Below are 26,987 nucleotides of genomic sequence, written 5' to 3' on the forward strand. Positions count from 1 at the left end.
CGTCATTGCTGAGTTATACAGCAATCTCTTACAGCCAGACAAGGTGCTTAGTGGTATCGAACTTGCATCGTCGCGCTCTTGGCCGCGCGGGGCCAGATACTTTTGTCTTGACACAAAAGTATCCAAAAAGTCAAGTCAGCAGATAGGCTTCTTTGCGCTCACCCACTCCACAGCCCCGCCGGCCTTTGCCCTGCAAAACGGGCAGAACCGCGGCTGCAATATTTTGCCCCGCTACGCTCGCGCTTTCCCAATGCTTCTGCAAAAACTTGCTATGCCCCTTCCTGCGCTCAAGGCCACCATTGTTCTGTCCGCTTTCACCCGAAGCTTACCTGCTGACGGGAACATTCTTTATTTATTATGTCATGGGTAGGTTCTCGAAGCATGGTGGGTAGGCCTCTGCGTACGACACTTCGATTGAGCTGACATGAGGTGTTGTAGAATCCAGACTAACGAAGTTTTAAAAACTTCGTTAGTCTTCCCCGGCTTTGTTATTTGTTCTGAACTATAAAGGGAAATGAAAATAAGACGCGTACAAATCAAATTCTGTCAATCCAAGAAAAACCGTTTAATCCCGGTTCAGTTTTGCTACGATCTCATCCGCCGTCAATTTCTCCTGAACCCCGCTTGCCATGTCTTTAAATGTCAATAACCCGGTTTGCATTTCATCGTCGCCGATAACTACCACATAAGGGATGTTTTTGTTGTTAGCGTACTCCATCTGCTTTTTGATTTTCGCACCTGCCGGATAGAGTTCGGTGTTGATATTATGGCGGCGGAGCTGCTGTAATAGAGGTAAACTATAAAGTTCGCCTTCTTTATCGAAATTGCATATAAGTACCTGCGTGGTTTGATTGCTGCCGGCCGGGAAAAGGTTTAGTTCTTCCAGTACGTCATAGATCCTGTCGGCCCCGAAGGAGATGCCGGCACCGGTAAGGCGTTGTTTGCTATCGAACATGCCGGTAAGGTCGTCATAACGTCCGCCGCCGCCAATGCTGCCCATATTTACTTCGTTGGTTTTCACCTCGAAGATGGCGCCGGTATAATAGTTTAAGCCGCGCGCAAGGGTGATGTCCAATTCAAGCTTAGCGGTTTGAAGCGGGCAGCGTTCTATATAGCCGAAAACGGTTTCTATTTCGTCGCAGCCTTTTAAGCCGATCTCTGATTGGGCTAATGCTTCCCGAAGGTTTGCCAGCTTTTCGGTGTTGTTGCCTTCCAACAGGATAACAGGTTTTAGTTTGTCGATATCGGCATCGGTAAAACCTTTTTCAAGCAGTTCTTTAATCACGCCATCGAGGCCGATCTTGTCCAGTTTGTCAATGGCTACAGTTAAATCAATGATGTTATCAGCTTTGTCTATAACTTGCGCAATTCCTGATAGTATTTTTCTATTATTGATTTTAATGCTGAAGTCTTTAAGGCCAAGTTGGGTTAAAGCTTCATCATAGATCATGATAAACTCGGCTTCGTTCAGTAGTGAATCAGAGCCTACCACATCGGCATCGCATTGGTAAAACTCACGGTAACGGCCACGTTGGGGCCTGTCGGCACGCCAAACCGGCTGCACCTGGAAACGTTTGAATGGAAAAGTGATCTCGTTTTGGTGTTGAACTACGTAACGGGCAAAAGGCACGGTAAGGTCATAGCGTAGGGCTTTTTCGGAGATTTCTGAAGTTATTCTCTTTGACGTTAAGGACTCATTTATAAAATAAATCAGTTGGCTTTCAATCTCACTTTGCTTTCCTTGCGCTGCTAATATTGTTGAATTAAGCGTATCCGAATTTGTTTTTGAATCCATCGATGCAAGAACTTTGTCCTGAAGTTGTCTTTGATGGAGTGTTTGACCTGAAAGATCTAATAGCTTTTTATATGTTAATGTTTTTTCAAGATATTCTCCGCTGTCTAATACTTTAAATATCAGTCTATCCCCTTCTTCGCCATATTTCCCCATTAAGGTTGATGAGTTTTCCATGGTGGGTGTTTCTATCTGCTGATAGCCATATTTGCGGAAAACGGATTTAATAGTATCGAAAATATAATTGCGTTTCACCATTTCGGCAGGTGAAAAATCGCGGGTGCCCTTGGGTACGGATGGTTTAATGGATGCCATGCGGCAAATGTACAAAAAAGAGGGTTATGCGATGGATTGTCGTGTCTGTTACTAAGCATGCGGGCCACAAGCCGGGAGGCTTGCGGCAGCGATAAAAAAAGAGAAGCGGTTTCGCCTGCGAAACCGCTTCTCTTTTCCCCTTTGCTAACGCCCGGCTCTTGCCGGGTGTTGACTATCAAACGGCCTCTGGCCGCCGAAGCCCCGTTATACAGGCCAGAGGCCTGGAAATAGTTGCCACCCGGCTGGAGCCGAGCGCCGGCGTAGTTTTTTTACTTATGTGTATGAAAACTCAGGCTTGTTGCAAAGCCAATGGTAACATAACCGTAGCTGTCTTCGAAAAACTGGTTATAATCATCCTGCCCGCGGTAACCTCCGCCAACCATAAGGGCAGCATCAGGCATAAACGGAAACTGGTAATAGTATTTCAGGCTGACGTTTAAACGCTTCTTAAAATCAAAAGTTGAGTAATTATCGTACTTATCTACAATATAGGTAAAGTCGAACCGGATGCGCTGCCAGTTTTGGTATACTTTTTTGTTCTTGTCAATAGGGTCGGTATAGGCTTTGGCGAAGTTGTACATACGACTACCATTAATGCGGATAAAGCCATAATGATCTTTCAAGCCTTCGGACAAGCCAAGGTTAAACAAACCGGCGTGGACCTCTAAACCCAGGTTGTCATAGCGGTTGATGATCAGGTCTTTTTTATCAAAGCGTTTGCCGCTGTAATAAGTTAAAGTATAAAAGTTGGTGGTGAACTTGCCGCTATCGCGGTTAAAGCTGCCGTCGGGATTAAGTGATGGTCCGCGTACGCCGTTGGAATGATGTGAGTAACCGAACGAAAAGAACTTTGGATTGTAAGTGTCCTCGTTCACCCTGAAATACACCGTACCGCCCGGCATAAAGCTTGGCGATTTTACCGGTGCGCCATGTGAGGCCAGCAGGCGGATCTTCACCCGTGGAGTAAAGACGAAAAAGAACCGCGACTTTGGCGTGCTGAATAAAACAAAGTTCGGTGCCAGATCGGCAGTAAGCTGGGTTTTTATTTTGTTAAAGTAATCGTTTCCTCCTTCTGATACCCGCAGGTTTTGCTCGTAAATGTAATCAAATGCCTGGTTAATCAGCCGCTTTTTCATCAGTGCGCTGTCGGCCAGTGTATCGGCCGGGGTAGCTGTGCGGGTATTCGCAGCCGTTGTGAAATTGTCAACAGTAATAAAAATAAAAAGTATGCAAATTGCTTTTAATGCAAACGTTAAACCAGATTTCTTGAAACCAGGTTTTATAAAATAAAAATTGATCAATGTAGTAAGTGTTAATTACCGATAATGCTTGGGTTATAGTTATTTATGATTAATCCTATGTGTTAAAATACGGTTAACCACAATGGCGCAATATTACCTATTATAAGTTTTTTTGCAATTGGGCATATGTCAGCATTAAGTAAATGTATCGGTAATCGGCATCTTGTGACATTAACCGGAAATTATGTGCACTTGTTGGCTGTTTCTCAACCGGCCTCAAGCCGGCGCGGGTATAGCGTTTGTTAAGCCCAGGCTTATTTTGCCCCTGGGGCAAAACAACACATTTCCACCCGGAATTATGGTGACGGAATTTTGTCAGTACGCGGCCCTATTCTTTCCGTTTAATCCCAAAAACCTTTAAAATCTATGAAAAACAGCTAAATTAAATAGGGTTTTTAAGGCCCGCATATGAAACACTTAAAGCCACTTCTTCAGGTTTTACTCACTGATAATCAGTTGTTTAGTGTTGTTTAGTGTTGTTTTGTGGTGGCTGATTATCAATGTGTTTCATAAAAAAGGCGTTCCGCTGTTTCACTCTCAAAAAATGGAACATTACTGTTTTTAAAAAAATACCGGCCGATGGTTTTTCGCTTTTTTGTGGGGAATCAAAAAATTGGGACACCTCATTTGTTACAATCAGGTACCCTTTCCGTGGTCTCCATCTACCGTAAATTGTCCATTGTAACCAAGGTTTTACCTCGGTTTTCGCAGGCTTATACTTTATTTTTGCGATAATCGTTTTAGCATTAAAAAAAAGCCGATATATTTAACCCGACCTAAAAAAATGTTCACTTAATTTGCAATTAAAACGTTTTATCAAAATATGCCCTTAAACAGTTTTATACTTTTTAAGTCAGATACCTTGTACAAAGCAAAACAATGAAACCAACAGGAGCCGCCGCAACCAACCAACGCTATTTTAATGGCGGTTCTGATACTATAAAAACAACTATAATTTTATGAAAAAAATCATGCTTGGCCTTATGGCCATCCCGGCTTTTTGCCTGTCGGTATCGGCACAAACCAAACTGTTCGATGGGAAAACCACCAATGGCTGGCACACCTACTTAAAAAAGGACGTTGTGGGCTGGAAGGTTGTTGACGGTGCTTTGCAACTCGATCCGCAGGCAGCAGAAGGTCATGGCGATCTGGTTACCGATGGCGAGTACGAAAACTACGAACTTACCTTAGAGTGGAACATCAGCAAAGAGGGTAACAGCGGTATCATTTTCGGGGTGCATGAAGACCCTCAATTTGGCGCAACTTACTTAACTGGCATGGAAATGCAGGTGCTTGATAATAAAGATGCGAGCGACAACAAAAAAGCCAACCACCTTGCCGGCTCATTGTATGATATGATTGCCCCTTCAAAAGATGTATGCAAGCCGGCCGGCGAATGGAATAAAGTGAAGCTGCGTAAAAAAGATGGTCAGCTTACTTTCTGGCTTAACGGCACCCAAATTGTTGATGTAAAAATGGGCAGCGACGAATGGAACAAAGTATTAGCTGATAGCAAGTTTAAAAACTGGAAAGGTTTTGCCCAATATCCTAAAGGCCATATTGCTTTGCAGGATCACGGTCACCTGGTTAGCTACCGTAACATTAAACTGAAAGAGCTTTAATATTTTTTATGAACAGGATGCTTATATAGTGGCCTGTTCATATCTTTACCATAACTTAAATTGTGTTTTAACATGCTCCAGGCATGTGTAATTTCCTCTCCCTATAAGAAAGAAGGATACTTTGATATAATATGAGCGATCTGCAAATTAAAAAATCATCAGCCACCTATGATGTGGTGATTGTTGGTTCGGGTGCCGGCGGGGGTATGGCCGGTTACGTATTGGCCAACGCCGGGATAAAAGTTTTAATGCTTGAGGCCGGTGCTTACTTTGACCCTGCTAAAGATTCACAACAGTTAAAATGGCCATGGGAGTCGCCGCGCCGCGGTGCCGGTACTACCCGTCCTTTCGGCGATTTTGACGCTGCCTATGGCGGTTGGGAAATCGACGGCGAACCTTACACTACCAAAGATAAAACAGAGTTTTTCTGGTTCCGCTCGCGGATGCTGGGTGGCCGTACCAATCACTGGGGCCGGATCTCGTTAAGGATGGGCCCGCGTGATTTCCAGGCCAAAGACGGCCTTACCGACGATTGGCCAATCACCTATGATGATGTTAAGCCATACTATGATAAGGTTGACCGTATGATAGGTGTTTACGGGACCAAAGAAGGTTTGGAGAACGAACCGGATGGTATTTTCCTGCCTCCTCCAAAACCAAGACTTAATGAGCTTTATATAGTAAAAGGTGCTCAAAAAGCTGGCGTTAAAATTATTCCGGGCCGTGGTTCGGTATTAACAGAAGCTTTACCGGGCAATAAAGACCGTGGCGCATGTTTCTTCTGCGGGCAGTGCGGTCGCAGTTGTAAAGTTTATGGTGATTTCTCGGCATCATCATGTTTGGTGATTCCTGCTATTAAAACAGGTAACTTAAAAGTGATTACCAACGCCATGGTACGCGAGGTGATTACCAATGCCGAAGGTTTGGCTGTTGGTGTATCATACATTAATAAAGAGGATTTGCAGGAGTACCAGGTTAACGCTAAAACGGTTATCCTCGGTGCAAGTGCGGGCGAATCTGCAAGGATCCTGCTTAACTCGAAATCGGCCCAGCACCCGGGCGGTTTGGCTAACAGCAGTGGTGTTGTTGGTCGTTACTTGCATGACTCAACAGGCTCAAGCGCCGGTGGTTTCCTTCCACAGTTGATGGACCGCAAGCGTTATAATGAAGACGGCGTTGGCAGTGTACACATCTACTCGCCATGGTGGCTTGATAATAAAAAACTGGATTTCCCGCGTGGTTATCACATCGAGTATGGTGGCGGTTTACACATGCCGTCATACGGTTTTAGCGGCGGTATCCAAAACATGAATGGCGTAGTGCCTGGCCGCGATGGTAAAATGAAAGAGGCCGGTGGTTATGGTGCTTCGTTAAAAGATGACTACCGTCGTTTTTATGGTACCCAGTTTGGTATGGCCGGTCGTGGTACTGCTATTGCCCGTTATGATAACTATTGCGAAATTGATCCTAACGTAGTTGATAAATACGGGATCCCGGTGTTGCGCTTCCACTACAAATGGGCTCCTGAAGAAATTAAACAGGCCAAGCACATGCAGGAAACCTTCCAGGAAATTATGCATAACATGGGCGGAGCAATATATGGGCCGCCGCAAGGTCCTGAAACCAATTATGGTTTGGAAACTCCGGGTAAGATCATTCATGAAGTTGGTACTATCCGCATGGGTAACGACCCTAAAAAATCGGCGCTAAATAAATGGTGCCAGGCGCATGATTGTAAAAACCTGTTTGTGGTTGATGCCGCTCCGTTTGTACAACAAGGGGATAAAAACGCAACATGGACAATCCTTGCATTGTCAATGCGTACCGCAGAATACATTATTCAGGAAAGAAAAAAATTAAACGTTTAACAAGCTAACATAACAATTTTATGAACAGACGTGACTCCCTCAAAGCCCTGGGCTTGGGTACACTTTCGGCAGGATTATTACTGGAGGCCTGTAAAACCGATACAAAAAAAGGCGCGGAAGAAACAACCACCGCGGCAGCCGGCGATGAAGTAGGTCGCCAGCCGTTTGAAGTTGAGCGGGATAAAAAACTGCATGCCGATAAATTTTTCACCGCCGCCGAAATGGCTACCATCACTGTACTGGCCGATATCATTATCCCAAAAGATGAAAAATCGGGCAGCGCCTCAGACGCCAAGGTGCCGGATTTTATAGAGTTTATTGTAAAAGATATGCCCGATCATCAAACTCCCATGCGCGGTGGTTTACGCTGGCTCGATTTGCAATGCCTTAACCGTTTCGGCAAGCCATTTACCGACTGCACTAAAGATCAGCAGATCCAGCTAATTGATATGATCGCTTACCCTAAAAAAGCCAAACCAGAAATGGCCCAGGGTGTAGCTTTCTTCAACCGCATGCGCGATCTTACTGCTTCGGGCTTTTTCACCAGCGAAATCGGGGTGAAAGATATTGGCTACGCAGGTAACCAACCCGGCAAATGGACAGGTGTACCTGATGATATCCTGAAACATTACGGCATGGAAAATGTGAAAGCTTCGGCTTCGATGTAAGAAGTTTAATGAATCCGTCATTGCGAGGAACGAAGCAATCCCCGATAAGCAGAGCCGCTTTGTATAGTTTGGGATTGCTTCGTTCCTCGCAATGACGTTTTTTTTATTTGTGCCAGCTACTTCAGTTCTTAACTTGGGTTTGCGTTTATAACGCGACCGGCGATACAATCACCGAACCATATTAAGCGCTCGTTGCAAACGAGCGCAAGTTTTAAACGGGCGCAGGTTTTTACTTCAACTCCCAAGCCTCCACCCCAAACGCTGGCAAATTAACCGCCAGCTTTCCTCCCTTTGCTACCGGTTTTGCGTCCCCAATAATATTAACCGGATTGCCTCCGGCTTCAAAAGTCGCTCCTGTTTCTTTATCCGACAGGTTTATTGCCACCAGTATAGTTTGTCCGGCATCCTTCCTTATAAAGCTAAAAACATGATCATTATCATTGCCGATGGTTTTATAACTGCCGTCAGCAAAAGCGGGATTTGCTTTGCGGATGGCGATCATCTGTTTATAGTAATGCCATAATGAGTTTGGGTCCTGTTTTTCTTCTTCGAGGGAGATACCATCATTAGGCTTATCGTTATTAAACTGATCTTTCCAGGGGCCGGTTTGTTTATACCACAGGGCCATGCCTTTGCCTGTATCGCTTCTGTACCATTCAAAAGCTTCCCTGTCGGGAATTTCATTGGCATCGGTAGCGCCAAAATTTGCCGTGGTGCCGGTCATGCCCAACTCCTGCCCGTAGTAAATGGATGGAATGCCGCCCATTAACAGGTTAAATGCACAGCCAGCTTTTAGTTTAGCCAGATCGCCTTTAACCGCATAGCTAAACCTCGGCACATCGTGGTTCTCAATAAAAACTACCTGTTGTTTACCGGGCGGCAGCATAGTCAGCGTTGAATCGGCATTGGCCAACAGCAGCTTTTTATCAAACGATCGGATAGCAAAACACAGCCGCAACCCAAATACCCGGTCAACGCCGCCATGTTCCAGGTATTCAGTACCAAGACTAAACCAGTTGGCTTGTTCAGCTACTATTTTAATTTTAGGGTTGATGGTCCTTAGCTTGGTTAGTAAAGGGTTCCAGAAAGTATCGAATAAATGTGGAAGACGGCCTTTATTATCCAGGTCGTCCATCATATGGTCAAGCCTGAAACCGTCTACTCCATCATCAAATTTGCCATCACCATTAGGGTCTATCCAGTAGCTGAACAATTTTAGATTATAAGCCTTAGAAGCCTCGCTGTTAAGATTTGCGGTAGTTATTTTGCGGGTTACGCTGTCGTAACCTGTCAGCCCCGTGAGGTTATATACTATGGTTGACGGCTTTTTGTTGTCCTTATCATCCCATAAAATATAATCACTGTAGTTTGATTTGGGATTTCCGAAGGCTTCTTTCCACCAGCGGGAATCTTCGGTTACATACTGGGTTTCCATATCCATATAAAATTTCATCCCCCGGCGGTGCAGCTCTTTGATCAGTTTAAGGTAGTCGGCCAGGGAGCCATATTTCGGGTCGATCTTCTCAAAATCAATGGCAAAGTAATTATGATAAAAAGCGGATTGGTAAAGTGGGGTAAGCAATATTGACGTAACCCCGAGTTCCTGTATATAATCAAGCTTTTTGCGGATGCCATTCAGGTCGCCGTGATAATCGCCATTACTATCGTAAAAACTTCGCTGGAATACATGGTAAATAATTTCGTTATTACCCAGCGCTCCCGTTTGGGCCTTAACGCCGGCGGGGATAAAGCCAAACGATAAACAGCCCAGGATAAAAAGCTTATTTAGTTTCATGGTTTGTTATAATTGGAGTTTAAAGTAACGTAAAGGGTTGATTATTAACAATAACTACAGGTGTGAAAAACTGGTGTATTTTATCCGGCGACCCTTTAAAAATATTGTCAAATGCAAGAAAAAGCGCCTGCGAGGATAATATAGGCCACTTTTTGGACAATTTGCTAAAGTTTTAGAATCATGGCTTAACCTACTTTTGTTACATAGGTTTGGCGAATCCAGCACTGCTAATATGGCAAGCTATAGTGGTTGCTATTATTTGCTCAACTGGTTTAATGGCGCATGAAAAGCGTTTAACATATCCTTCAATTATGGCTATAATATGCAAGGCGGCTATTGCCAATGGAAAGGGTGGTTTTTCGGTACAGGATATTGTGGTGAACGAACCGAAAGATGATGAAGTGCTGGTTAAAATAAAAGCAGCGGGACTTTGCCATACCGATCATGACTCGTTAAGCTGGGGAAAGCAGTTCATTATAGGGCATGAAGGTGCTGGTATTGTGGTTTCGGTTGGGAAAAATATTAGCAGTGTACTACCTGGCGATAAGGTGATCTTAAACTGGGCCATGCATTGCGGCAAATGCTTTCAGTGCCTGGAGGATAATCTGCATTTGTGTGAAGTAGCCTCGCCGGTTGCAGCCGGCGGGAATGGCTACACTCCGGGCCATGCCGGCCTTGACGGAACAACGCTTAATGGGGATCCCATTTTAAGGTCTTTCAATATCGGTACCATAGCCGGATATACTTTGGTAAAAGAGTCGGCAGTGGTGAAAAACACATCGGAAACCATGTCATTCCCTGCGGCAAGTATCATCAGTTGCGGCGTAATGACGGGTTATGGGTCTGTGGTGAATGCGGCTAAACTAAAATCAGGTTCATCGGCAGTGGTGCTGGGTACCGGCGGTGTTGGCCTTAATGTGATACAAGGTGCAAAAATTGCCGGCGCAGGTATGATCATAGCCATTGATATTAACCCCACCCGGCTTGAAATGGCTGTTAAGTTTGGTGCAACACACACTATTTTAGCCACGAAAGATGATATAGGCCTCCTTAAGGCCGCCGAAGAAGTAAAAAAACTTACCGGTGGCCGCGGGGCCGATTATGCTTTTGAATGCACCGCTATTCCCGAATTGGGAGCAGCCCCTTTAGCTATGGTGCGCAATGCCGGTACGGCCGTACAGGTAAGCGGTATTGAACAGGACATCACCATTGATATGCGCCTTTTTGAATGGGATAAGATTTACCTTAACCCGCTTTATGGTAAGTGCCGCCCGCAAATTGATTTTCGGGATATAGTACAACATTATACCAGCGGGCACTTATTACTTGAAGAAATGATTACACGTACATATTCTATAAACGAACTTGATAAAGCTTTTGATGACATGCTGAAAGGCAGGAATGCCAAAGGGGTTATCGTGTTCGACTAAAAAAGCTCATGCCATTTAAAACAACAGAAATTTCCAATCCGCAATATGAAAGTAATCAGCTACGGTTTATAACTGTAAAAACGCCCAATTTAAAGGGCCGGGGTGATATTTGCGTATACGTTCCGCCCGGAGCCAATAAAAACGAGGTTTTACCTATTGTAATATTACTGCACGGGGTATATGGCAGCGCCTGGAGCTGGGCCATGAGCGGGGGCGTTCATTTAAAAACCAATGAGCTGATTGAAAAAGGCGAATTGCCAAAAATGATATTAGCCATGCCGTCAGACGGGCTTTGGGGTGATGGCTCAGGTTATTTGCCACATAGCGGCTTTAATTTTGAGCAATGGATAGCCGAGGATGTTCCAACTGCTGTAATGGAAAACATTCCCGGTGCAAAGCAAAACTCACCGCTTTTTATAGCGGGCTTATCTATGGGCGGCTTCGGTGCTTTGAGGATAGGCGCAAAATACGGGCATAAATTTAAAGCTATCTCGGGCCTCTCATCTATAACAAGCTTGCCGCAAATCAAACTTTTTGCCGGCGAGCCCTTAAAAACCTATGCACAGGATATTGTGGCCGATGAAGATGTGTTTGCAACATTTAAAAAATACAGGGCCCAGCTGCCGCCTGTTCGGTTTGATTGCGGTATAAATGATTTGCTGATTAATTATAATCGTGACCTGCATAAAAAGCTGGATAAGGAGAAGATTCCTCATATTTATGAAGAAAACCAGGGCGGACACGAGTGGTCATACTGGGCAAAACATATTATTTCAACCCTTAAATTTTTTGCCGGTAAACTGTAGATGAGGCTGTTAATATACACTAAGGACTGGCTTGTAATGTGCGAATATCATTATTTTGTCAGTTTTAATTAGGCTGACATACCATTATTGCACTTAATAACGTTTATCTACTTTGTAGGTTAACGCCTGCAAATAGTGATAAGGTTTAGGTTTAAAGCCCCCAAGCAGCGAGTGCAAGGGGGCTTTTATTTTACAGCAGTTTTTCTGCCAATAAAATTTGATCTTTTCACCTATTTTAGTCTTTTGTTTGATATCATAAATGGGCGATCTGAAGAAAGAATTACATCAATTGTGTGTTAATCATGTGCGTAAAATCATGGAGGCCGCGGAACTTGCCATAGCCGATGCCCAAAGGGCGTCAACCGATGATACCAAAAGCAGCGCGGGTGATAAATATGAAACCGGGCGTGAAATGATGCAGCAGGAAACCAACCGCAATATGGCGCAGCTAAATGAAGCCAACAAACTATTGGTGGCTTTAAACCGCATCAATACCACCGGGGTATCGATGCATGCCGAATCCGGCAGTGTGATATTTACCAATAAGGGCAATTTTTACCTGGCAATAAGCGCGGGCGCTTTAATGCTTGATGGCAAAACTTATTTTGCGGTGTCGCCGGCATCGCCTGTAGGAAACCTGCTTAGCGGTAAAAAAGCGGGGGAAGAGTTTACCCTGAATGGCAAACGCTACCAGATCGAATCGGTAGTTTAAATTTTTGCTGCTGATTTATCTCCGGAAAATAAATTTTTGTTACGTTAATATTAAAAAAATATTGACAGCGCTTTCTTTACATATTTATTTTACAAAAACAGCACGCTTTTAAAACAAAAGCAATTAACCTTTGTATTAATAGGTTGGCTTTTTTGATTTATCTTCCCAAAACGATCAAAAAAAATATTTTTTTTAAAATAAAAGCATTCATTCACATAAACATGCAGTAATCATCAAATATCTATTACTATATTTGATGTTAACAAAACGTGGGTAATTAACAAAGCATGCCCATTAAAAACTAAATATTAATGAACATATTCGTAGGAAGTCTTCCTTTTTCTTTAGGGGAAGCCGATTTAAAGCAGCTTTTCGAAGCTTATGGTGAAGTTAACTCCGTAAAAATTATTATTGACAGGGAATCAGGAAGAAGCAAAGGGTTCGGATTCATTGAAATGGCAGATGATGAGGCAGCACAACAAGCTATAAGCGGCCTAAACGGTTCTGAAGTTAAAGGTAGATCAATTGCAGTAAGCCAGGCAGAAGAGAAAAAACCAGGCGGTGACCGCAGAAGCAGTGGCGGTGGCTACGGTGGTGGTAACCGTGGCGGCGGTGGTTACGGTGGCGGCAACCGCGGTGGCGGTGGCGGCTATTCAAGAGATAACCGTGGCGGCGGCGGCAAAAGCTGGTAAAAATATAATCTAAGGTAAAATACCGGGCTTTTAGGCCGGTATTTTACCTTAAGCATTGCATCTATAATCTACCTTCAGGAAACAACTTATTTAGGGATTTTTTTGCCTACGCAAATCTTTATGCCCTATTATTCTCCGGACAGGTTCTTTTATTATTGCATTTTTTGCGGTAGCCTTACCTCAAATACAGTCCCTTCGCCAGGTTTTGAGTAGATACTGATTGTCCCTTTAAGGGTTTCAATCAGATGTTTTACTAATGCCAGCCCAAAGCCAAAGCCGGCTTCGCCAGTTGTGCCTGCTGTTGACGCTGCATTGCCTTTCAGTATTTTTTCGATACCTTTTTCATCTATGCCAACACCACTGTCCTTCACCTGGATTTGCAGTATATGGGTATGGTCGTTCAGTTCGAGACTCAGGTCTGCATTAACATAACCGCCGGCCGGAGTAAATTTTATGGCGTTTGAGATGAGGTTCCCCGTTATTTGTAATAGTTTATTCCGGGCAAAGGGAACCCGCTCCGATTCGGATGAGGTTGTAACCGTAAGCAAAATGTTTTTATTGCGGGCTTGTGGAATAAAAAGCCGTTCAATTTTATCTTTAAATACCAGCAGGTTAAATTCCGCCCCATTGGATATGCGTTTATGATCGTTTTTATCAGCACTCAGGATCTCATCTGCAAGCTCCAGTATCGACCGCCCGCTTTTATGGATCAGGTTGGTAAACTCCAGCACTTCTTCTATCTGGTTTGCCTCTCCCTGTTCGCTGATCAGCTGGGCGAGGCCGATGATCCCGCTTAACGGCCCGCGGATATCATGAGCCACCTTTTTTTGAATTTCGCTGGCTTCAGCAAGCTTACTTTTTAGTTTGTTAATTACTTTCAGGTCTTTTAACCTGCTTAGTATTTCATTAGCAATGATCTTTAAAAGTTCAACCTTTTCGGGAGTGAGTTCTTTAACGTTTTTATCAAGCACACATAAGGCCCCGATATTATGATCGTCGCCTACCTTTAGCGGTATGCCATAATAATATCTTAATTTGGGTCCGTCGGTTACATAAAATTTATCCCGGAAACGTTCGTCATTCCGTAAGTCTTCAACCTCAAAATACTCTCCGTCTATAATAGTATACTGACAAACCGAATCCTCACGCGGCATTTGTTCGATTTCTAAACCATGACCACTGATGCTCCATTGGGTATAGGAGTCGATAAGGTTAACCAGCGAAACCTCCGTACCGGCAACCTTGGCTGCCAGCTTGGCCAGGTCTTTAAAACTGTCTTTGTGTTCGGTATAATCAAGATCAAACTCCGAAAGGCTTAAAAGCCTTTCCATTTCATTATCAGGAATTGGCGGGACAGGCATATTAATATATATTGATAATTATTATATACGTGCTTTTACCCACATAAGATTCAATGGATAATAAACAGGCGTGCATTAAATTTTAGGTAATTGTGTATGCATTATCGTAAATTTATGCCGGTTAATCACATTAACCCCCGCAACTAAAACTATATTATCAACGTAATTGTTTTAACGCACATCAGCGTTAATTAACATAAAATTGAACCCTATGAAAAAACTGCTCTTATTTACATTATTTATCGGCATAGCCACTATAACTTCTGCGCAGCGCAAAATAGTTTGCTGCAGTAATCCATCGGCAACACAGCAGTTTGCCATGCTGGCCTCCGATACCCGGTTCAAATTGTCGCACAAAAATCCTTTGCCAATCCGCTTTCAAAGCAGTATAGGCGAGGTCATCACCTACAAAACATCCGACGGGAAACAGGCATCAGCATTTTTTATGAAAGCTAAAAAACCTACTAACAATTATCTATTGGTGATACATGAATGGTGGGGCCTTAATGACTATGTAAAAAAAGAATCAGAAAAGCTTTATAATGACCTGGGTAACGTCAACATCATTGACCTTGACCTATACGACGGCAAGGTAGCTGCCACACGCGAAGACGCGGGGAAATTTATGCAAGCGGTAAATGACGACAGGGCCCGCGCTATAGTAAACGGAGCCATAGCATATGCCGGCCCCAAAGCACATATTGCTACTGTTGGCTGGTGCTTTGGCGGCGGGTGGAGTTTGCAAACCAGCTTACTTGCGGGTAAAAAGGCGGTAGCTTGTGTAATGTATTATGGCATGCCCGAACAGGATGTAAATAAACTAAAAACCTTAAACGCCGATGTGCTGGGGAACTTCGCCAATAAAGATCAGTGGATTAACCCTAAGGTTGTAGCCAAATTTGATGCTGATATGAAAGCCGCCGGAAAAAAGGTTTATCTGCACCAGTATGATGCCGACCATGGTTTTGCAAACCCGAGCAATCCTATTTATAACAGCGATGCTACCAAAGACGCTTATGCAAATACGCTGGTGTTTTTAAAAGCAAGATTGAAGTAAACAAAATTAACAGTATCGTGTTGTATGGGGCAAGCTTTGGCATGCCCCATTTTTTTGTAACATTGCATAAAAATTTATCTACTTGACACGTTCTGCTAAAAAGGTTGTTTCGTATCTTCTTAAGGCCGGTATATTGATAATTGCAGGGTGGTTTATTTACCGGCAGTTCAACAAAAAGAATAACGACCTAAAGCAGTTTGAACATTTCGCATCGCAAATAAGTACTACCCATGTTGTTATTGTTATGGGACTGGTAGTTATATTGATGTTTTTAAACTGGTTTCTGGAAGCGCTTAAATGGCGCTATGTAACCAAAACATTAATCAATATTTCTTTATGGGAAGCTGTTGAGGCGGTTTTTTGCGGCCTTACCTGGGCAGTAACCACACCAAACAGGCTGGGCGAATATGGCGGACGTGTGATGTTTTTACCCCCCCGCAAACGTATTCCGGGTATTTTTGCCATGGGCGTAGGTTCATTTAGCCAAGGTTCGGTAACCAATGTTTTGGGCGTAATAGCCATGATCTGGTTCGTAGTCAATTTTATTCATGCCAATTTATTGCTGGCCTGGGGGGTAGTTGTTATCGGCGTTGTAATTGCAGCTATGCAGCTGATATTTTATTTTCATATCAAGTGGGCGGTTACTTTGCTTGACAGGGTTCCGTTCATCAAAAAATATCACCGCTTTTTTGAAGTAATGGGCCGGTATCACACCCACGAGCTTATCAACATCATGGGTTTTAGCATTGCGCGGTATATCACGTTTTCAATGCAGTATTTCCTGGTTTTTCAGTTGTTAATGCCGCATATGGTTGTTGTACCCATGATGCTCATGCTGATGCTTTTTTTCGTGGTATCATCAGCTATCCCTTCGCTTGATCTTTTTGATATCGGTGTACGCGGCTTTACTGCTTCGCACCTGTTTGTGTATGTGACCGATCAAAATATCGCCGTAATAGCCGGTGTATCGTCAATATGGCTTATTAATTTATTTATTCCTGCTATTTTAGGATCGTTTTTTGTTTTAAAACTCAAATTCTTTTGACCGCGCTGATTAGTATTATTTCATTATTTTCCATAGGGCTTTATGTGCTGTTGCTCATCTATCTCCGGATAGGCTGGGCAAAGGTCACCACCCCTCCGGTTATCGCCCAAACATTTAGCACCAAAGTTACTGTGCTTATTGCGGCCCGTAACGAGGAAGAAAAGATTCACCTTACCATTGAAGATATTTTGGCCCAGGATTATCCCAAACACCTGGTGGAGGTCATTATTGTTGACGACCATTCAACCGATAATACCGCAGCTATTATTAGCAGTTATGCGGCACAGGGCGTAAAGCTGTTGCAACTTAAGCTTGGTGAAACACTTAACTCCTATAAAAAGAAAGCGATAGCCGAAGCCATTAAACTTTCAACAGGCGACTTAATGGTAGCAACGGATGCTGATTGCCGTATGGGTAATCAATGGCTGCGTACTATAGTTGGCTTTTATGAGCAGCATGACTTGGTTATGATTTCTTCGCCGGTAACTTATTTCCAGGAGCAATCGGTATTTGAGCGCATGCAAACACTTGATTTTTCATCGCTTATTGGTATGGGGGGCGCGTTTTTAGGTCATGGTTTTGCTGCCACCTGTAACGGGGCAAATTTTGCTTATCGTAAAGATGTATTTTATGAAGTAGGCGGCTTTGCCGGCATCGATGATCTGGCCTCGGGCGATGATGAACTTTTATTGCACAAGGTTGGAGAACGTTATCCCGGCAGGATAGCCTTTTTAAAACGGCGCGAGGCAATTGTATATACCCACGCAAAGCCTAATTTAAAAGAGTTTATGCAGCAACGGCGCCGTTGGGCATCAAAATCAACCAAGTACAAAAATAAAAAGATGGTGGCTTTTGCGCTCAGTATCTGGCTGTGTAATTTTATGCTATTGCTAACAGCCGTGCTGGGTATTTTCGATAGCTGTTTCCTGAAATTGTTTTTGCTTACTATCGGAATTAAATATGCGATAGACTTGTTATACATGACACCGATCATGAACTTCTTAAAACGGCGCGAACTGCTGTTGTACGTAAGCTTTGTTTTGCCGCTTAATATCCTTTATTTCGTTATTATCGGTTTTTTAGGGAAAAATAAGAAGTATGCCTGGAAAGGCAGAATCGTTAAATAAGCCGAAAGCTCAAGGCTGAAGGCCTAAAGCTTCATCCTTTTGCGACGAAGCATAGTTTAAGTTAATAGGCTTTGGGCTTTTCGTTTTTAACTTCCATTTATGCTTTCGGCTTCAGCTGTAATTCAGCTTTCAGCCTTAAGCTTTCTGCTTTTGGCTATTTGATTGTAAAGAAACCTGTCCTTATTGCTAATTGCTCCTATTTAAGCGATATTTAGCCAATACACATGAACTATTAACACATTGGCCGAAATTACACCAGCAAAACGCACCTGGCGTGTTTTTAAGCGTAATAAACTTGCTGTAGGCGGGCTTGTATTTATCCTGCTCACGCTGCTTGTTGCGATACTGGGCTACCTCATTATGCCCGATGATACGCCCCTGGCCAATAATATGATCATACAGCTCAGTATAAAAAAGCCGGGCTCAACCTATATGATGTTAAAGCTCAGGAAAGCGGAGGCTGTTGATACCGTAAATTTTTTCAGCAGGATGCTGTATGGGCAGCCGTCGTTTTATAAAGAAGTTCCCGTTACCGGGTATCATTTCGTTAAAGATTCTATTTACGTTAACGGATATATTGGCGATGAAGATAAGCCCGAGAAAAAAGCCTACAATATTTTTGAGGTAATGACCGGGCAAAAGCCGGTTTATAAAAACGGGAGGGTTACTTTTAATTATAACGGCCAAATTGTTGTGAGGGAAGCCAATGACGGTGTTTATCGCAGGTTTTGGGGAAGGGTTTATGAAGAAAACATTGGCTTTAAAACTTTTTGGCTTGGTACTGATGGTTATGGCCGGGATATGCTAAGCCGCCTGCTGCTGGGCACGCGGATCTCGCTTGCTGTGGGTTTAATGTCGGTTATCATCAGTATGCTGCTGGGCGTAACTATAGGTGCGGTAGCGGGTTATTTTGGGGGATGGGTTGATGCCTCATTAAGCTGGCTGATGAATATTTTATGGGCGCTGCCGGCCCTGTTACTGGTAATAGCCATATCATTTGCGTTGGGTAAAGGACTATGGCAAATATTTATAGCCGTTGGCCTTTCCATGTGGGTTGAAGTGGCGCGCCTGGTGCGCGGTCAGGTAATGGGCCTTAAACAGGTGGAGTACATCGAGGCCGCAAGGGCATTGGGTTTTAGCAACAAGCGCATTATAGCTAAACATATTTTACCCAACATAACCGGGCCGATACTGGTTTTGGCCTCCTCAAACTTTGCCTCGGCTATACTTTTAGAGGCGGGCCTTAGTTTTTTGGGTTTTGGCGCACAGCCGCCTATGCCAACCTGGGGCGGCATGATCAAGGAACATTATGGTTATATTGTTATGGATTCGGCTTTTTTGGCTATCATTCCCGGTATGGCCATTATGCTGCTGGTTTATGCTTTTAACCTGGTTACTGTTGGCTTGCGCGATGCCTTTGATATAAAATCACAAAGTACTCGTATTTAAAAATTATTTCTTCTATTTTAGTCAGCGTACTTATATCAATATGCTGAATATAGACGACGGTTCCGGCGAAGACGAATTGATCAGGCTTTTGCTCAAACGGCAGTCGGAATTAAATTCTTTATTGGAAATTACGCGGGCCATAAACAAAAATACCGCTACTCCTATCCTCATTCAAATGCTGGAAGTTATCCTGCAAAACTATTTGCAGGTAGGTAAACTCAGGTTTTTGATTGAAAAGGATGATAAATTTGCCTGTATAGCCAAGTATGGCGGCGACGTTGAATCGTCGGTAGTGCTGGCCCGTGCGTGTAAAAAGCTGAGTAAGGTTAAAGCGCCTATAGCTATTGCCGGGCACCGCGACCCTGTCCTTAAAAAATATAATTACTTTATCCCGGTATATCACAAAAGCAAGGCACTTGCCTACGCCCTTATCGGCGATTTTAATACCTCGGGTGAGATGCTTAACAATGATCTTAATTTCATCCAAACGCTGATGAACGTGATTATTGTGGCGCTTGAAAATAAAAAACTTTTCCGCGAACGGCTGCAATCAGAACGTTTTTTGCGCGAGATGGAGCTTGCCGTGGAGGTGCAAAATATGCTGATCCCCATGCGTGAACATAAGGACGAAAGTGTGGAGATCGGGGCTAAGTATCTTCCGCATCAAAACATAGGCGGTGATTATTTTGATTTTATCCGCCTTAATGAGCACGAGTTTTTATGGTGTATTGCCGATGTATCGGGGAAGGGTATTTCGGCTGCTTTACTGATGGCCAACTTCCAGGCCAGCCTGCATGCCTGGGCGGCGGTTGAAGGTGATTTGACCAATATTATTGACCGTTTAAATAAAATTGTACTCAGCAATACCAAGGGCGAACGGTTTATCACCCTGTTTCTTGCGCGATATAATCAAAAAAAACGGCGGCTTAATTATATTAATGCAGGGCACAACCCAACCATACTTTATTCAGAAGGGGGAGCCATTCCGCTTAAACTGGGTACCACCATGATTGGGGTTTTTGAAGATCTGCCTTTTTTAAACGAGGGCGAAGTTGATGTGGAGCCCGGCAGCCTGATCTTTAACTATACAGATGGGCTCATGGATTTTGAATCGCCCAGCACCAAAATATGGAATGAGGATAAATTACTTGATTTTGTGCTTGCGCATGGCGAGCTATCGCCCGATAATTTTAACCAGGCGCTGTTGGATTATTTGAGCAACGTTTATAAAAGCAAGCCCATTGATGATATTACCCTGCTTACGCTAAAAATTTTTTAAGTAAAGGATGCGTTAGCCGCATGTTGAAAAACACATCATACTAATTGTTTTACTAACACGTTTACAACTCTTATTATATTTGCCGGATGTTATCAGCCAGGTACCAGTACGAATTTTTGGAAGCAGGATGCGATGAAGCGGGGCGAGGATGTTTGGCCGGGCCTGTTTTTGCCGCCGCAGTGATTTTACCCTCCGATTTTGACCATCACCTGCTGAACGATTCCAAACAAGTTACCGAAGAAATAAGGTACCAGCTTCGTGCCGAAATTGAGGAAAAAGCGGTGGCTTATGCCGTCGCATCTGTTGATAATCTGGAGATTGATGAGATCAACATTCTCAATGCATCATTCCTGGCTATGCACCGGGCCATCGAAAAATTACATCTTGAACCCCAGTTTCTGATCATCGACGGCAACCGCTTCAAAAAATACCGGAACATCCCGCATGAGTGTATTATACAAGGCGATGGAAAATATTTCAGCATAGCGGCTGCATCTATCCTGGCCAAAACCTACCGCGACGATTATATGATGCAAATAGCGGCCGAACACCCGGAATATGAATGGCATACCAATAAAGGCTATCCAACCATTAGGCACCGCGAAACCGTAATGAAGATTGGTTTTACGCCCTATCACCGCCGCACTTTCAGGGTTACCGATCCGCAGTTAAGTATTTTTTAATGAAGTTTTGAATACCACGTTCAGGATGGTATTTTTGTTAAAAACCAAATCCACCGTTTGAAGATCCTAATTTTAACACATCGTGTACCATTTCCGCAGAATGGCGGTTACGCTATTGTGGTTTGCAATACCATAAAAGGGCTGATTGCACTTGGGCATGAAGTTGCATTGGTAGCTTTAAACGGGAAAAGATATCATGGCAGTGTACAAACAAACGAAGATGAGCTGATGCAGAAGATCAGGTACACATCATATGACATTAACATCAATATATCTGTACTTGATTCCATAACTAACCTGTTCAACAAAAAATCAAACGATGTTGATCGTTATTACAATGCCGAATTTGAAAAACTCCTGCTGCGCGAATTGCGCCAGACGGCATACGATGTTATCCAGTTTGAAGGCTTGTTTGTAACGCCTTACCTGACCGCTATGCGTAAGCATACCAAAGCCAGGTTGATTTACCGGTCGCATAATATCGAACACCAGGTATGGATGAGGCTGGCACAACGAAAAAGCGACCTGTTTAAGAAGTGGTACCTGCATTTGCTGGCCCGCCGGGTGAAAGATTATGAACTGCAGCAGCTTAATAAATTTGATGCCATTGCTGTATTTACCAATGAAGATAAAAAAACGCTGTTATCATACGGTGTTACCATCCCGGTTGATATTTTTCCGGTAGGTATTTCCCTGACCGATTATAAGCCTGATTATAATAAAACGGAGTTCCCAAGTTTGTTTTTTTTAGGTTCGTTAGATTGGATGCCCAACCGGGAGGGGATTGAATGGTTTATTGAGAATTTTTATAAAGACCTTACCGAGGGCGACCTCCGCGTAAAATTTTATGTTGCCGGACATAATATCCCCGATAGCTTTGATGATTATGAAGCGATGGGAAAGATCTTTATCCAGGGAGAGGTTGACGACGCTTCTGAGTTTGTGAATAGTAAGGCTATTATGGTGGTACCCTTGCTTTCAAGTGGTGGCATGCGGGTTAAAATAGTAGAGGGCATGGCCATGGAAAAATGTATTATCTCTACCTCATTAGGTGCCGAAGGCATCAATTTTACCAATGGCACTAATATCCTTATTGCTAATAACCGGCAGGAGTTTTATGATGCCATTGAACGCTGTATTACCGACGAAGAATTTTGCCGTAACATTGGCCTCAACGCCCGCCGTTTAATTGAAGAACAGCATGATGTACATGTAATAGCACCGGGCCTTGTTGCTTTTTATCAAAGCCTGGACGTTGATTTACCTGAATAAGGGATTCCCTATGCCATTGTTGGTGTGACAACAATTTCTCCGCTGCTACCGCCAACTGAAAACTGCCACTGCCAACTGACCTACTGCTGTTGTTGCTGCTGCTGTTGAATGATCTCCATATATCGCTGATAGCTGTTTTTAGGAAATTCGGCTACCGCGTGCATAGCCGGCGATTCGTGGGTTTTATCCTCAAAAACAATAGTATCTGCATCGTCAACAATTACTGATACTTCCAGCTTGTGGCCGTAGGCGCCTTTATAAACGCCTTTAACCGGCGAACAATCTGAAAAATTGCGGCCAACAGCCAGGCGTACGTGAGTTTCATTGGCAATACAGTTATTTGTAGGGTCGATGCCAAGCCATCCGTAGTCGGGCACATACACTTCGGCCCAGGCATGGGTTGCCCCTTCGCCGCGCATAGCACTGCTATGGGTGCAGATATAGCCGCTTACATAACGGGATGGTATTTTAAGCTGGCGAAGCATCACCATTAAAATATGGGCAAAATCCTGGCAAACGCCGGCTTTAAGCTTCCACACTTCATCCAGCGTAGTTTCAACCGTGGTAACGCCTTTGATGTACTCAAAGTTTTTGTAAACCCAGCCGCAAAAACGAAGTGCTATCTGAAAGGGCGTTTCATCTTTACGCCGTTCCTGCTCAACTATTGCCTGTAGCTCGGGCAGGCCTTCAAAATATTCCTGCTTTAGAAAATCAATATAGGGCACCATGTATTGAAGACGTTTAAGATCCTCCCATTGCTGCTCCGGAAAAATATCGTTAACCGGCAACGGGCGCTGGCGGGTAATAACAACCAGCTTTGAGTTAATGACCAGCATATTGTGCTGGTCGCTGTAGGTGAAGCTGCCAACCTCGTTGCCATAGTAATCGGTATGAGTATCAACTACCGGGTTGCCGGTTATACTTAGCTCCTGTTTTACCACTTCCTGGTATTCATCTTTTATCGGGAACAGGATGATTTGGTTGGCGCTGTCACGAACCGGGCCTTCATAAGTGTATTTGGTGATATGTTGAATCTTAAATTCAGGCATTGTTTTAATTTTTTAATTTGAGGATTTGAAAATTTGAAAATGAAAAGATAGACCGGCATTTTCAAATCTTCAAATCAAAACATCTTCAAATTGTTATCATGAATTAGCAAAGTAATGTTGGTTTAATGAATTGCCTATGCCGTATAGCTCACTCCTGATCTGGGTGAGAAACAGGTGCAGGCCTTCCTGCTTGATACTTTTTACCGAACTGTATTTGATGCGGCTTTGCAACCGGCCTATCTGAAACGACATTTCCCTGTAGTCATCGGCATTGCTGTCATTCTTCAATCTGTCGAAATAGCGCTGAATATTATTTACCGAATAAATAACCGAGCGCGGAAAATCGTTGTTCAGTACAACCTGTTCCAAAACATTTTCGGCCTCAAAGCCTTCACGGTATGTTTTTAAATACAGTTCGTACCCACCCAATGAAAGCAGCAGGTGTTTCCAGTAAGTGGTATCCGTAAGCAGATCGGGGTTGTCACTTATCGAGCTGAATTTAGTATCCAAAATATCAACCGACTGGATGGCCCGCTCCAGGTATTTGCCAATGTTCATAAATGCGCGGCCTTCGCCGCGCTCCATAGTAATCTCCACTGTGCCGTAATAAAGCATTACTTGTTTTATCAGTACGTCCAGTACCCCTATCGGGTCTTCCCGGTGCAGGGCGCGTTCCAGCCGCGGATCTTTTACGGTGTGGTAATATTCATTCAGGCATTGCCAAAGGTCTTTGGTGATGTGCTCCTGTACACCGCGGGCGTTTTCTCGTGCCAGTGTAATGATGTTGAGTATTGAATTAGGATTATTTTTCCCGGTAACCATATACTTTAAAACCGACCGGCTGTCGTTGTCCAGTTTTTCGGCTTCGCCGGCGTTTAGCCCGGCAAAAATCCTCATTACAGGTTCCCAGGTAAATTCCTGCACTGTATCCTGCGATGAGGCATAATTAATTTTGAGCATCCGCAGCATACCATCGCTGCGCTCAATATAGCGGCTTAACCAATAAAAACTTGCTGCAACCCTGCTTAACATATGATCTAAATTTCGGAATTCGGATGTTCAATTTCGGATTTACTTAGCTCCGCATCCTTCTTGTTTTTTATTTTGATTTAAAAGCCTTTTACCTTTCAGGCTAACACCCACGTGTCCTTACTGCCGCCACCCTGCGAACTGTTTACCACCAGTGAACCTTCTTTTAAAGCCACACGGGTTAGGCCGCCGGGGACTATTTCAATGCCATCGGGGCCGTACAGCGCGTAAGGCCTTAAATCGACCCGGCGTGGCTTTAATTCGCCCTGCATATAACAAGGTGCCGCCGAAAGGCTGATGGTTGGCTGCGCTATGAAGTTACGCGGATCTTTCAGGATTTCCTTTTTATATTCATCAATCTCCTGCTCGCTTGCCGCATGCCCCATCAGCATCCCGTAACCGCCGCTGCCATTGGTTTTTTTAACCACCATTTTATTGAGGTTTTTAAACACCATTTCGCGTTCATCCGGATTGCCTAACTGGTGTGTTGGTACGTTTTTGAGTATGGGTTCTTCGTTCAGATAATAGCGGATCATATCGGGTACATAGGCATATACAGCCTTATCGTCGGCTACGCCGGTGCCTGTTGCATTTACTATGGCTACGTTTCCTTTGCGATAAGCACCCATAAGGCCTGCTACGCCAAGCATGCTTGCCGGGTTAAATACCAGGGGATCGAGAAATTCATCGTCCACCCGGCGGTAGATCACATCAACCTGTTGCAGCCCGGTGGTGGTTTTCATGTACACTTTATGGTTGTTCACTACCAGGTCGCGTCCTTCTACCAATTCAACCCCCATCAGGCGGGCCAGCGTGGTATGCTCAAAATAGGCCGAATTATAAATACCCGGCGTAAGTAAAACAATAGTTGGATTATGGATCTGCCGGGGTGAAAGCGCCAGCAGGTTTTTATATAATATTGACGGATATTCGGTAACGCTGCGCACACTGCATTGCGGTAGCAGGTCAGGAAACAAGCGTTTGGTGATCTCCCTGTTCTCGAGCATATAGCTTACGCCCGATGGGGTGCGCAGGTTATCTTCGAGCACATAAAAAGTGCCGTCTTCATCACGGATAAGGTCAATGCCCGAAATATGTACATAAATATCATAAGGCACCTGGAGCTGGTACATCTCGCGCAGAAAGTGCGGACACGAATAAATAATATCAATGGGTACTATGCCGTCCTTTACAATAAACTGATTATGGTATATGTCTTTCAGAAATAAATTAAGCGCGTTAAGTCGCTGCTTGATGCCACGCTCAACAAAAGCCCATTCATCGGCAGTGATGATACGGGGGATAATGTCAAAAGGAAAGATCTTTTCAATGCCCTCGCCGCTATTATAAACGGTAAAGGTGATGCCCTGGCTCATGAAAAGGCGCTTGGCAAGCTCCTCCTTTTTGTTCAGGTCGTCGGCCGATTCCTTCGAAATGTAGTCAATAACTTTACGGTAATGTTCCCGAACATTAGCGTCTAAGCCATACATTTCGTCCCAAACATTATCAATTGGGCTGTATTTGTCAAAATAAGCTGATTCTTCCATGAGAAAATTACAATAAATTAAAAATTGACAATCAGTTATCTTTCAGAATTGTAATTTATGAAGTGTTTTTGATAAAAAAGCAAATTATTTTGAAATTTTTGAAGATATTTTCATCAAATTTTCAATTCATGGCGATTTTTAAAATATAATTCTTGTTTTTGTTGGGTCGTTAATATAAAACTGACGGGCTTTAACGTATTAAACAAGGGTATGCAATTCTCCTCCCGCTTTCCTAAAATCCGAAGGGTTCATATGTCTGTATTTTTTAAAAATACGGTTCAGGTGGCTCTCATCATTAAAACCAAGCTCATTGGCAATTTCAACCATACGCATGTTGCTGTGCAGTAAACGGTTCTCAATCAGCTTCAGTTTGTAATTGATGATATACTGCTGCATAGTTTCGCCGGTATGTTTTTTAAAATACTGGCCAAGGTAGTTTTCAGAGATTCCGGCTTTATCGGCTATGACTTTAGCTTTTAGTTTTTCGGGGAAGTAGATGTTGGCCTGGATGTATTGCAGGATATCAAGTGTTTTTTCTTCGGTGTTCTCACTAACTTCATCGGGCATGCTCATAGCCACATTACGGGCGGCGATTACTATAACCGTATTGATATATTGCTGCAGGAGCGCTTTACTGTAAAGCCCGTTTTTTTCTTTTTCACTGATGATGGCCTGCATAATGGGTTTTACAACGGCCTTGTCTTCATCGGTTTTTAATATGCATCCCGGTGCCTGGCCTGCGTTTTTTAGCAGAAAATTGAGATGCTCGGCTGTTTCGTTGCTAAGGCCGTGATCTTTAATGTAAAGTGGGTTGAAACGGATAAACAGGAACTGTGTTTCGGTTAGTATCTCAAAATAATGTGAATCATCAGGTGTAAGTAAAAACAGGTGACCGGGTTTATAGGTAAACTTGCTTTTGTTTATGCACTGCTTTCCGGTGCCGCTTACGATATAAATAAACTCGAAAAAGCTGTGTGAGTGTTTGCTGCGGGGACAGGCGCTGAGTGGTTCGCGCAAAACAACTTCAAAAGGCTGGTATAAATTATCTTTTACCATAGTGTAAATGTACAAATGTTACGAGGGATTGT

At 43.6% G+C, this 26,987-nt stretch carries 22 protein-coding genes; 14 read left to right on the forward strand and 8 right to left on the reverse strand.

What is annotated here, in order from left to right:
- Positions 1 to 565 precede the first annotated feature (565 nt).
- A complete protein-coding gene (gene hisS / locus ABIC84_RS11255) occupies positions 566 to 2,107 on the reverse strand; it encodes a histidine--tRNA ligase (RefSeq protein ID WP_426583356.1) in 1,542 nt (513 codons plus the stop codon).
- Between the two features lie 269 nt (positions 2,108 to 2,376).
- Positions 2,377 to 3,408, reverse strand: coding sequence for a hypothetical protein (locus ABIC84_RS11260; RefSeq protein ID WP_426583358.1), 1,032 nt, complete (start codon positions 3,406 to 3,408; stop codon positions 2,377 to 2,379).
- Between the two features lie 959 nt (positions 3,409 to 4,367).
- Between ABIC84_RS11260 and ABIC84_RS11265 the strand changes: the two genes are divergently transcribed.
- The 3 genes from ABIC84_RS11265 (at position 4,368) to ABIC84_RS11275 (ending at position 7,566) form a co-directional block, all read left to right on the forward strand.
- On the forward strand, positions 4,368 to 5,030 hold the full coding sequence (locus tag ABIC84_RS11265; RefSeq protein WP_426583360.1) for a 3-keto-disaccharide hydrolase: 663 nt from the start codon (positions 4,368 to 4,370) through the stop codon (positions 5,028 to 5,030).
- Between the two features lie 131 nt (positions 5,031 to 5,161).
- A complete protein-coding gene (locus tag ABIC84_RS11270) occupies positions 5,162 to 6,898 on the forward strand; it encodes a GMC family oxidoreductase (protein WP_429263621.1) in 1,737 nt (578 codons plus the stop codon).
- 20 nt (positions 6,899 to 6,918) lie between these two features.
- Positions 6,919 to 7,566, forward strand: a complete 648-nt coding sequence (locus ABIC84_RS11275; RefSeq protein ID WP_426583364.1) for a gluconate 2-dehydrogenase subunit 3 family protein — start codon at positions 6,919 to 6,921, stop codon at positions 7,564 to 7,566.
- Positions 7,567 to 7,795: 229 nt separating this feature from the next.
- Here the strand turns inward: ABIC84_RS11275 and ABIC84_RS11280 are convergent, their stop codons facing one another.
- Positions 7,796 to 9,361 carry an alpha-amylase family glycosyl hydrolase gene (locus ABIC84_RS11280; RefSeq protein WP_426583366.1) on the reverse strand — a complete coding sequence of 522 codons (1,566 nt, stop codon included), beginning with the start codon at positions 9,359 to 9,361 and terminating at the stop codon, positions 7,796 to 7,798.
- Positions 9,362 to 9,672: 311 nt separating this feature from the next.
- Between ABIC84_RS11280 and ABIC84_RS11285 the strand changes: the two genes are divergently transcribed.
- The 4 genes from ABIC84_RS11285 to ABIC84_RS11300 all read left to right on the forward strand — a co-directional run bounded on the left by ABIC84_RS11285 (position 9,673) and on the right by ABIC84_RS11300 (position 13,001).
- A complete protein-coding gene (locus tag ABIC84_RS11285) occupies positions 9,673 to 10,791 on the forward strand; it encodes a Zn-dependent alcohol dehydrogenase (protein ID WP_426583368.1) in 1,119 nt (372 codons plus the stop codon).
- An 8-nt stretch (positions 10,792 to 10,799) separates the two neighbouring features.
- A complete protein-coding gene (locus tag ABIC84_RS11290) occupies positions 10,800 to 11,597 on the forward strand; it encodes an alpha/beta hydrolase (protein ID WP_426583370.1) in 798 nt (265 codons plus the stop codon).
- Between the two features lie 316 nt (positions 11,598 to 11,913).
- Positions 11,914 to 12,309: a 3-oxoacyl-ACP synthase gene (locus ABIC84_RS11295; protein ID WP_429263622.1), complete on the forward strand. Its 396-nt coding sequence runs from the start codon at positions 11,914 to 11,916 to the stop codon at positions 12,307 to 12,309.
- Positions 12,310 to 12,620: 311 nt separating this feature from the next.
- Positions 12,621 to 13,001: an RNA recognition motif domain-containing protein gene (locus ABIC84_RS11300; RefSeq protein WP_090532614.1), complete on the forward strand. Its 381-nt coding sequence runs from the start codon at positions 12,621 to 12,623 to the stop codon at positions 12,999 to 13,001.
- 152 nt (positions 13,002 to 13,153) lie between these two features.
- Here ABIC84_RS11300 and ABIC84_RS11305 read toward each other — a convergent pair whose 3' ends face one another.
- Complete coding sequence (locus ABIC84_RS11305; RefSeq protein ID WP_426583375.1) at positions 13,154 to 14,362, reverse strand: sensor histidine kinase; 1,209 nt, start codon at positions 14,360 to 14,362, stop codon at positions 13,154 to 13,156.
- 211 nt (positions 14,363 to 14,573) lie between these two features.
- Between ABIC84_RS11305 and ABIC84_RS11310 the strand changes: the two genes are divergently transcribed.
- The 7 genes from ABIC84_RS11310 to ABIC84_RS11340 all read left to right on the forward strand — a co-directional run bounded on the left by ABIC84_RS11310 (position 14,574) and on the right by ABIC84_RS11340 (position 22,274).
- The gene (locus ABIC84_RS11310) at positions 14,574 to 15,419 is read left to right on the forward strand and encodes a dienelactone hydrolase family protein (protein WP_426583377.1); all 846 of its coding nucleotides are present in this window, start codon (positions 14,574 to 14,576) and stop codon (positions 15,417 to 15,419) included.
- An 82-nt stretch (positions 15,420 to 15,501) separates the two neighbouring features.
- Positions 15,502 to 16,464: a hypothetical protein gene (locus ABIC84_RS11315; protein WP_426583379.1), complete on the forward strand. Its 963-nt coding sequence runs from the start codon at positions 15,502 to 15,504 to the stop codon at positions 16,462 to 16,464.
- Positions 16,461 to 17,591 carry a glycosyltransferase family 2 protein gene (locus ABIC84_RS11320; protein WP_354485171.1) on the forward strand — a complete coding sequence of 377 codons (1,131 nt, stop codon included), beginning with the start codon at positions 16,461 to 16,463 and terminating at the stop codon, positions 17,589 to 17,591. The genes ABIC84_RS11315 and ABIC84_RS11320 overlap by 4 nt, the downstream gene beginning before the upstream one ends.
- Before the next feature lie 240 nt (positions 17,592 to 17,831).
- Positions 17,832 to 19,040, forward strand: a complete 1,209-nt coding sequence (locus tag ABIC84_RS11325; RefSeq protein ID WP_426583381.1) for an ABC transporter permease — start codon at positions 17,832 to 17,834, stop codon at positions 19,038 to 19,040.
- A 40-nt stretch (positions 19,041 to 19,080) separates the two neighbouring features.
- Positions 19,081 to 20,319: a PP2C family protein-serine/threonine phosphatase gene (locus tag ABIC84_RS11330; protein WP_426583384.1), complete on the forward strand. Its 1,239-nt coding sequence runs from the start codon at positions 19,081 to 19,083 to the stop codon at positions 20,317 to 20,319.
- 86 nt (positions 20,320 to 20,405) lie between these two features.
- Positions 20,406 to 21,002 (forward strand): ribonuclease HII, encoded by a 597-nt coding sequence (locus ABIC84_RS11335; RefSeq protein WP_426583386.1) that lies wholly within the window; start codon positions 20,406 to 20,408, stop codon positions 21,000 to 21,002.
- A 57-nt stretch (positions 21,003 to 21,059) separates the two neighbouring features.
- Positions 21,060 to 22,274, forward strand: coding sequence for a glycosyltransferase family 4 protein (locus ABIC84_RS11340; RefSeq protein WP_426583388.1), 1,215 nt, complete (start codon positions 21,060 to 21,062; stop codon positions 22,272 to 22,274).
- Positions 22,275 to 22,354: 80 nt separating this feature from the next.
- On the opposite strand, the gene ABIC84_RS11345 is transcribed toward ABIC84_RS11340, so the two are convergent.
- The 4 genes from ABIC84_RS11345 to ABIC84_RS11360 form a co-directional block, all read right to left on the reverse strand.
- Positions 22,355 to 23,323 (reverse strand): transglutaminase family protein, encoded by a 969-nt coding sequence (locus ABIC84_RS11345; RefSeq protein WP_426583390.1) that lies wholly within the window; start codon positions 23,321 to 23,323, stop codon positions 22,355 to 22,357.
- 96 nt (positions 23,324 to 23,419) lie between these two features.
- Entirely contained in the window at positions 23,420 to 24,355 is a 936-nt protein-coding gene (locus ABIC84_RS11350; protein WP_090532596.1) for an alpha-E domain-containing protein, read from the reverse strand.
- Positions 24,356 to 24,450: 95 nt separating this feature from the next.
- Positions 24,451 to 25,899, reverse strand: coding sequence for a circularly permuted type 2 ATP-grasp protein (locus tag ABIC84_RS11355; RefSeq protein ID WP_090532594.1), 1,449 nt, complete (start codon positions 25,897 to 25,899; stop codon positions 24,451 to 24,453).
- 198 nt (positions 25,900 to 26,097) lie between these two features.
- Positions 26,098 to 26,955, reverse strand: a complete 858-nt coding sequence (locus tag ABIC84_RS11360; protein WP_429263623.1) for an AraC family transcriptional regulator — start codon at positions 26,953 to 26,955, stop codon at positions 26,098 to 26,100.
- Between the last annotated feature and the right edge of the window lie 32 nt (positions 26,956 to 26,987).

The organism is Mucilaginibacter sp. 3215 (assembly GCF_050433785.1).
Taxonomy (GTDB): Bacteria; Bacteroidota; Bacteroidia; order Sphingobacteriales; family Sphingobacteriaceae; genus Mucilaginibacter.

Coding starts and splice junctions, on each gene's coding strand:
- hisS (WP_426583356.1), bottom strand. CDS start 2,107: ATGGCATCCATTAAACCATCCGTACCCAAGGGCACCCGCGATTTTTCA.
- ABIC84_RS11265 (WP_426583360.1), top strand. CDS start 4,368: ATGAAAAAAATCATGCTTGGCCTTATGGCCATCCCGGCTTTTTGCCTG.
- ABIC84_RS11270 (WP_429263621.1), top strand. CDS start 5,162: ATGAGCGATCTGCAAATTAAAAAATCATCAGCCACCTATGATGTGGTG.
- ABIC84_RS11275 (WP_426583364.1), top strand. CDS start 6,919: ATGAACAGACGTGACTCCCTCAAAGCCCTGGGCTTGGGTACACTTTCG.
- ABIC84_RS11280 (WP_426583366.1), bottom strand. CDS start 9,361: ATGAAACTAAATAAGCTTTTTATCCTGGGCTGTTTATCGTTTGGCTTT.
- ABIC84_RS11285 (WP_426583368.1), top strand. CDS start 9,673: ATGGCTATAATATGCAAGGCGGCTATTGCCAATGGAAAGGGTGGTTTT.
- ABIC84_RS11290 (WP_426583370.1), top strand. CDS start 10,800: ATGCCATTTAAAACAACAGAAATTTCCAATCCGCAATATGAAAGTAAT.
- ABIC84_RS11295 (WP_429263622.1), top strand. CDS start 11,914: ATGGAGGCCGCGGAACTTGCCATAGCCGATGCCCAAAGGGCGTCAACC.
- ABIC84_RS11300 (WP_090532614.1), top strand. CDS start 12,621: ATGAACATATTCGTAGGAAGTCTTCCTTTTTCTTTAGGGGAAGCCGAT.
- ABIC84_RS11305 (WP_426583375.1), bottom strand. CDS start 14,362: ATGCCTGTCCCGCCAATTCCTGATAATGAAATGGAAAGGCTTTTAAGC.
- ABIC84_RS11310 (WP_426583377.1), top strand. CDS start 14,574: ATGAAAAAACTGCTCTTATTTACATTATTTATCGGCATAGCCACTATA.
- ABIC84_RS11330 (WP_426583384.1), top strand. CDS start 19,081: ATGCTGAATATAGACGACGGTTCCGGCGAAGACGAATTGATCAGGCTT.
- ABIC84_RS11335 (WP_426583386.1), top strand. CDS start 20,406: ATGTTATCAGCCAGGTACCAGTACGAATTTTTGGAAGCAGGATGCGAT.
- ABIC84_RS11345 (WP_426583390.1), bottom strand. CDS start 23,323: ATGCCTGAATTTAAGATTCAACATATCACCAAATACACTTATGAAGGC.
- ABIC84_RS11350 (WP_090532596.1), bottom strand. CDS start 24,355: ATGTTAAGCAGGGTTGCAGCAAGTTTTTATTGGTTAAGCCGCTATATT.
- ABIC84_RS11355 (WP_090532594.1), bottom strand. CDS start 25,899: ATGGAAGAATCAGCTTATTTTGACAAATACAGCCCAATTGATAATGTT.
- ABIC84_RS11360 (WP_429263623.1), bottom strand. CDS start 26,955: ATGGTAAAAGATAATTTATACCAGCCTTTTGAAGTTGTTTTGCGCGAA.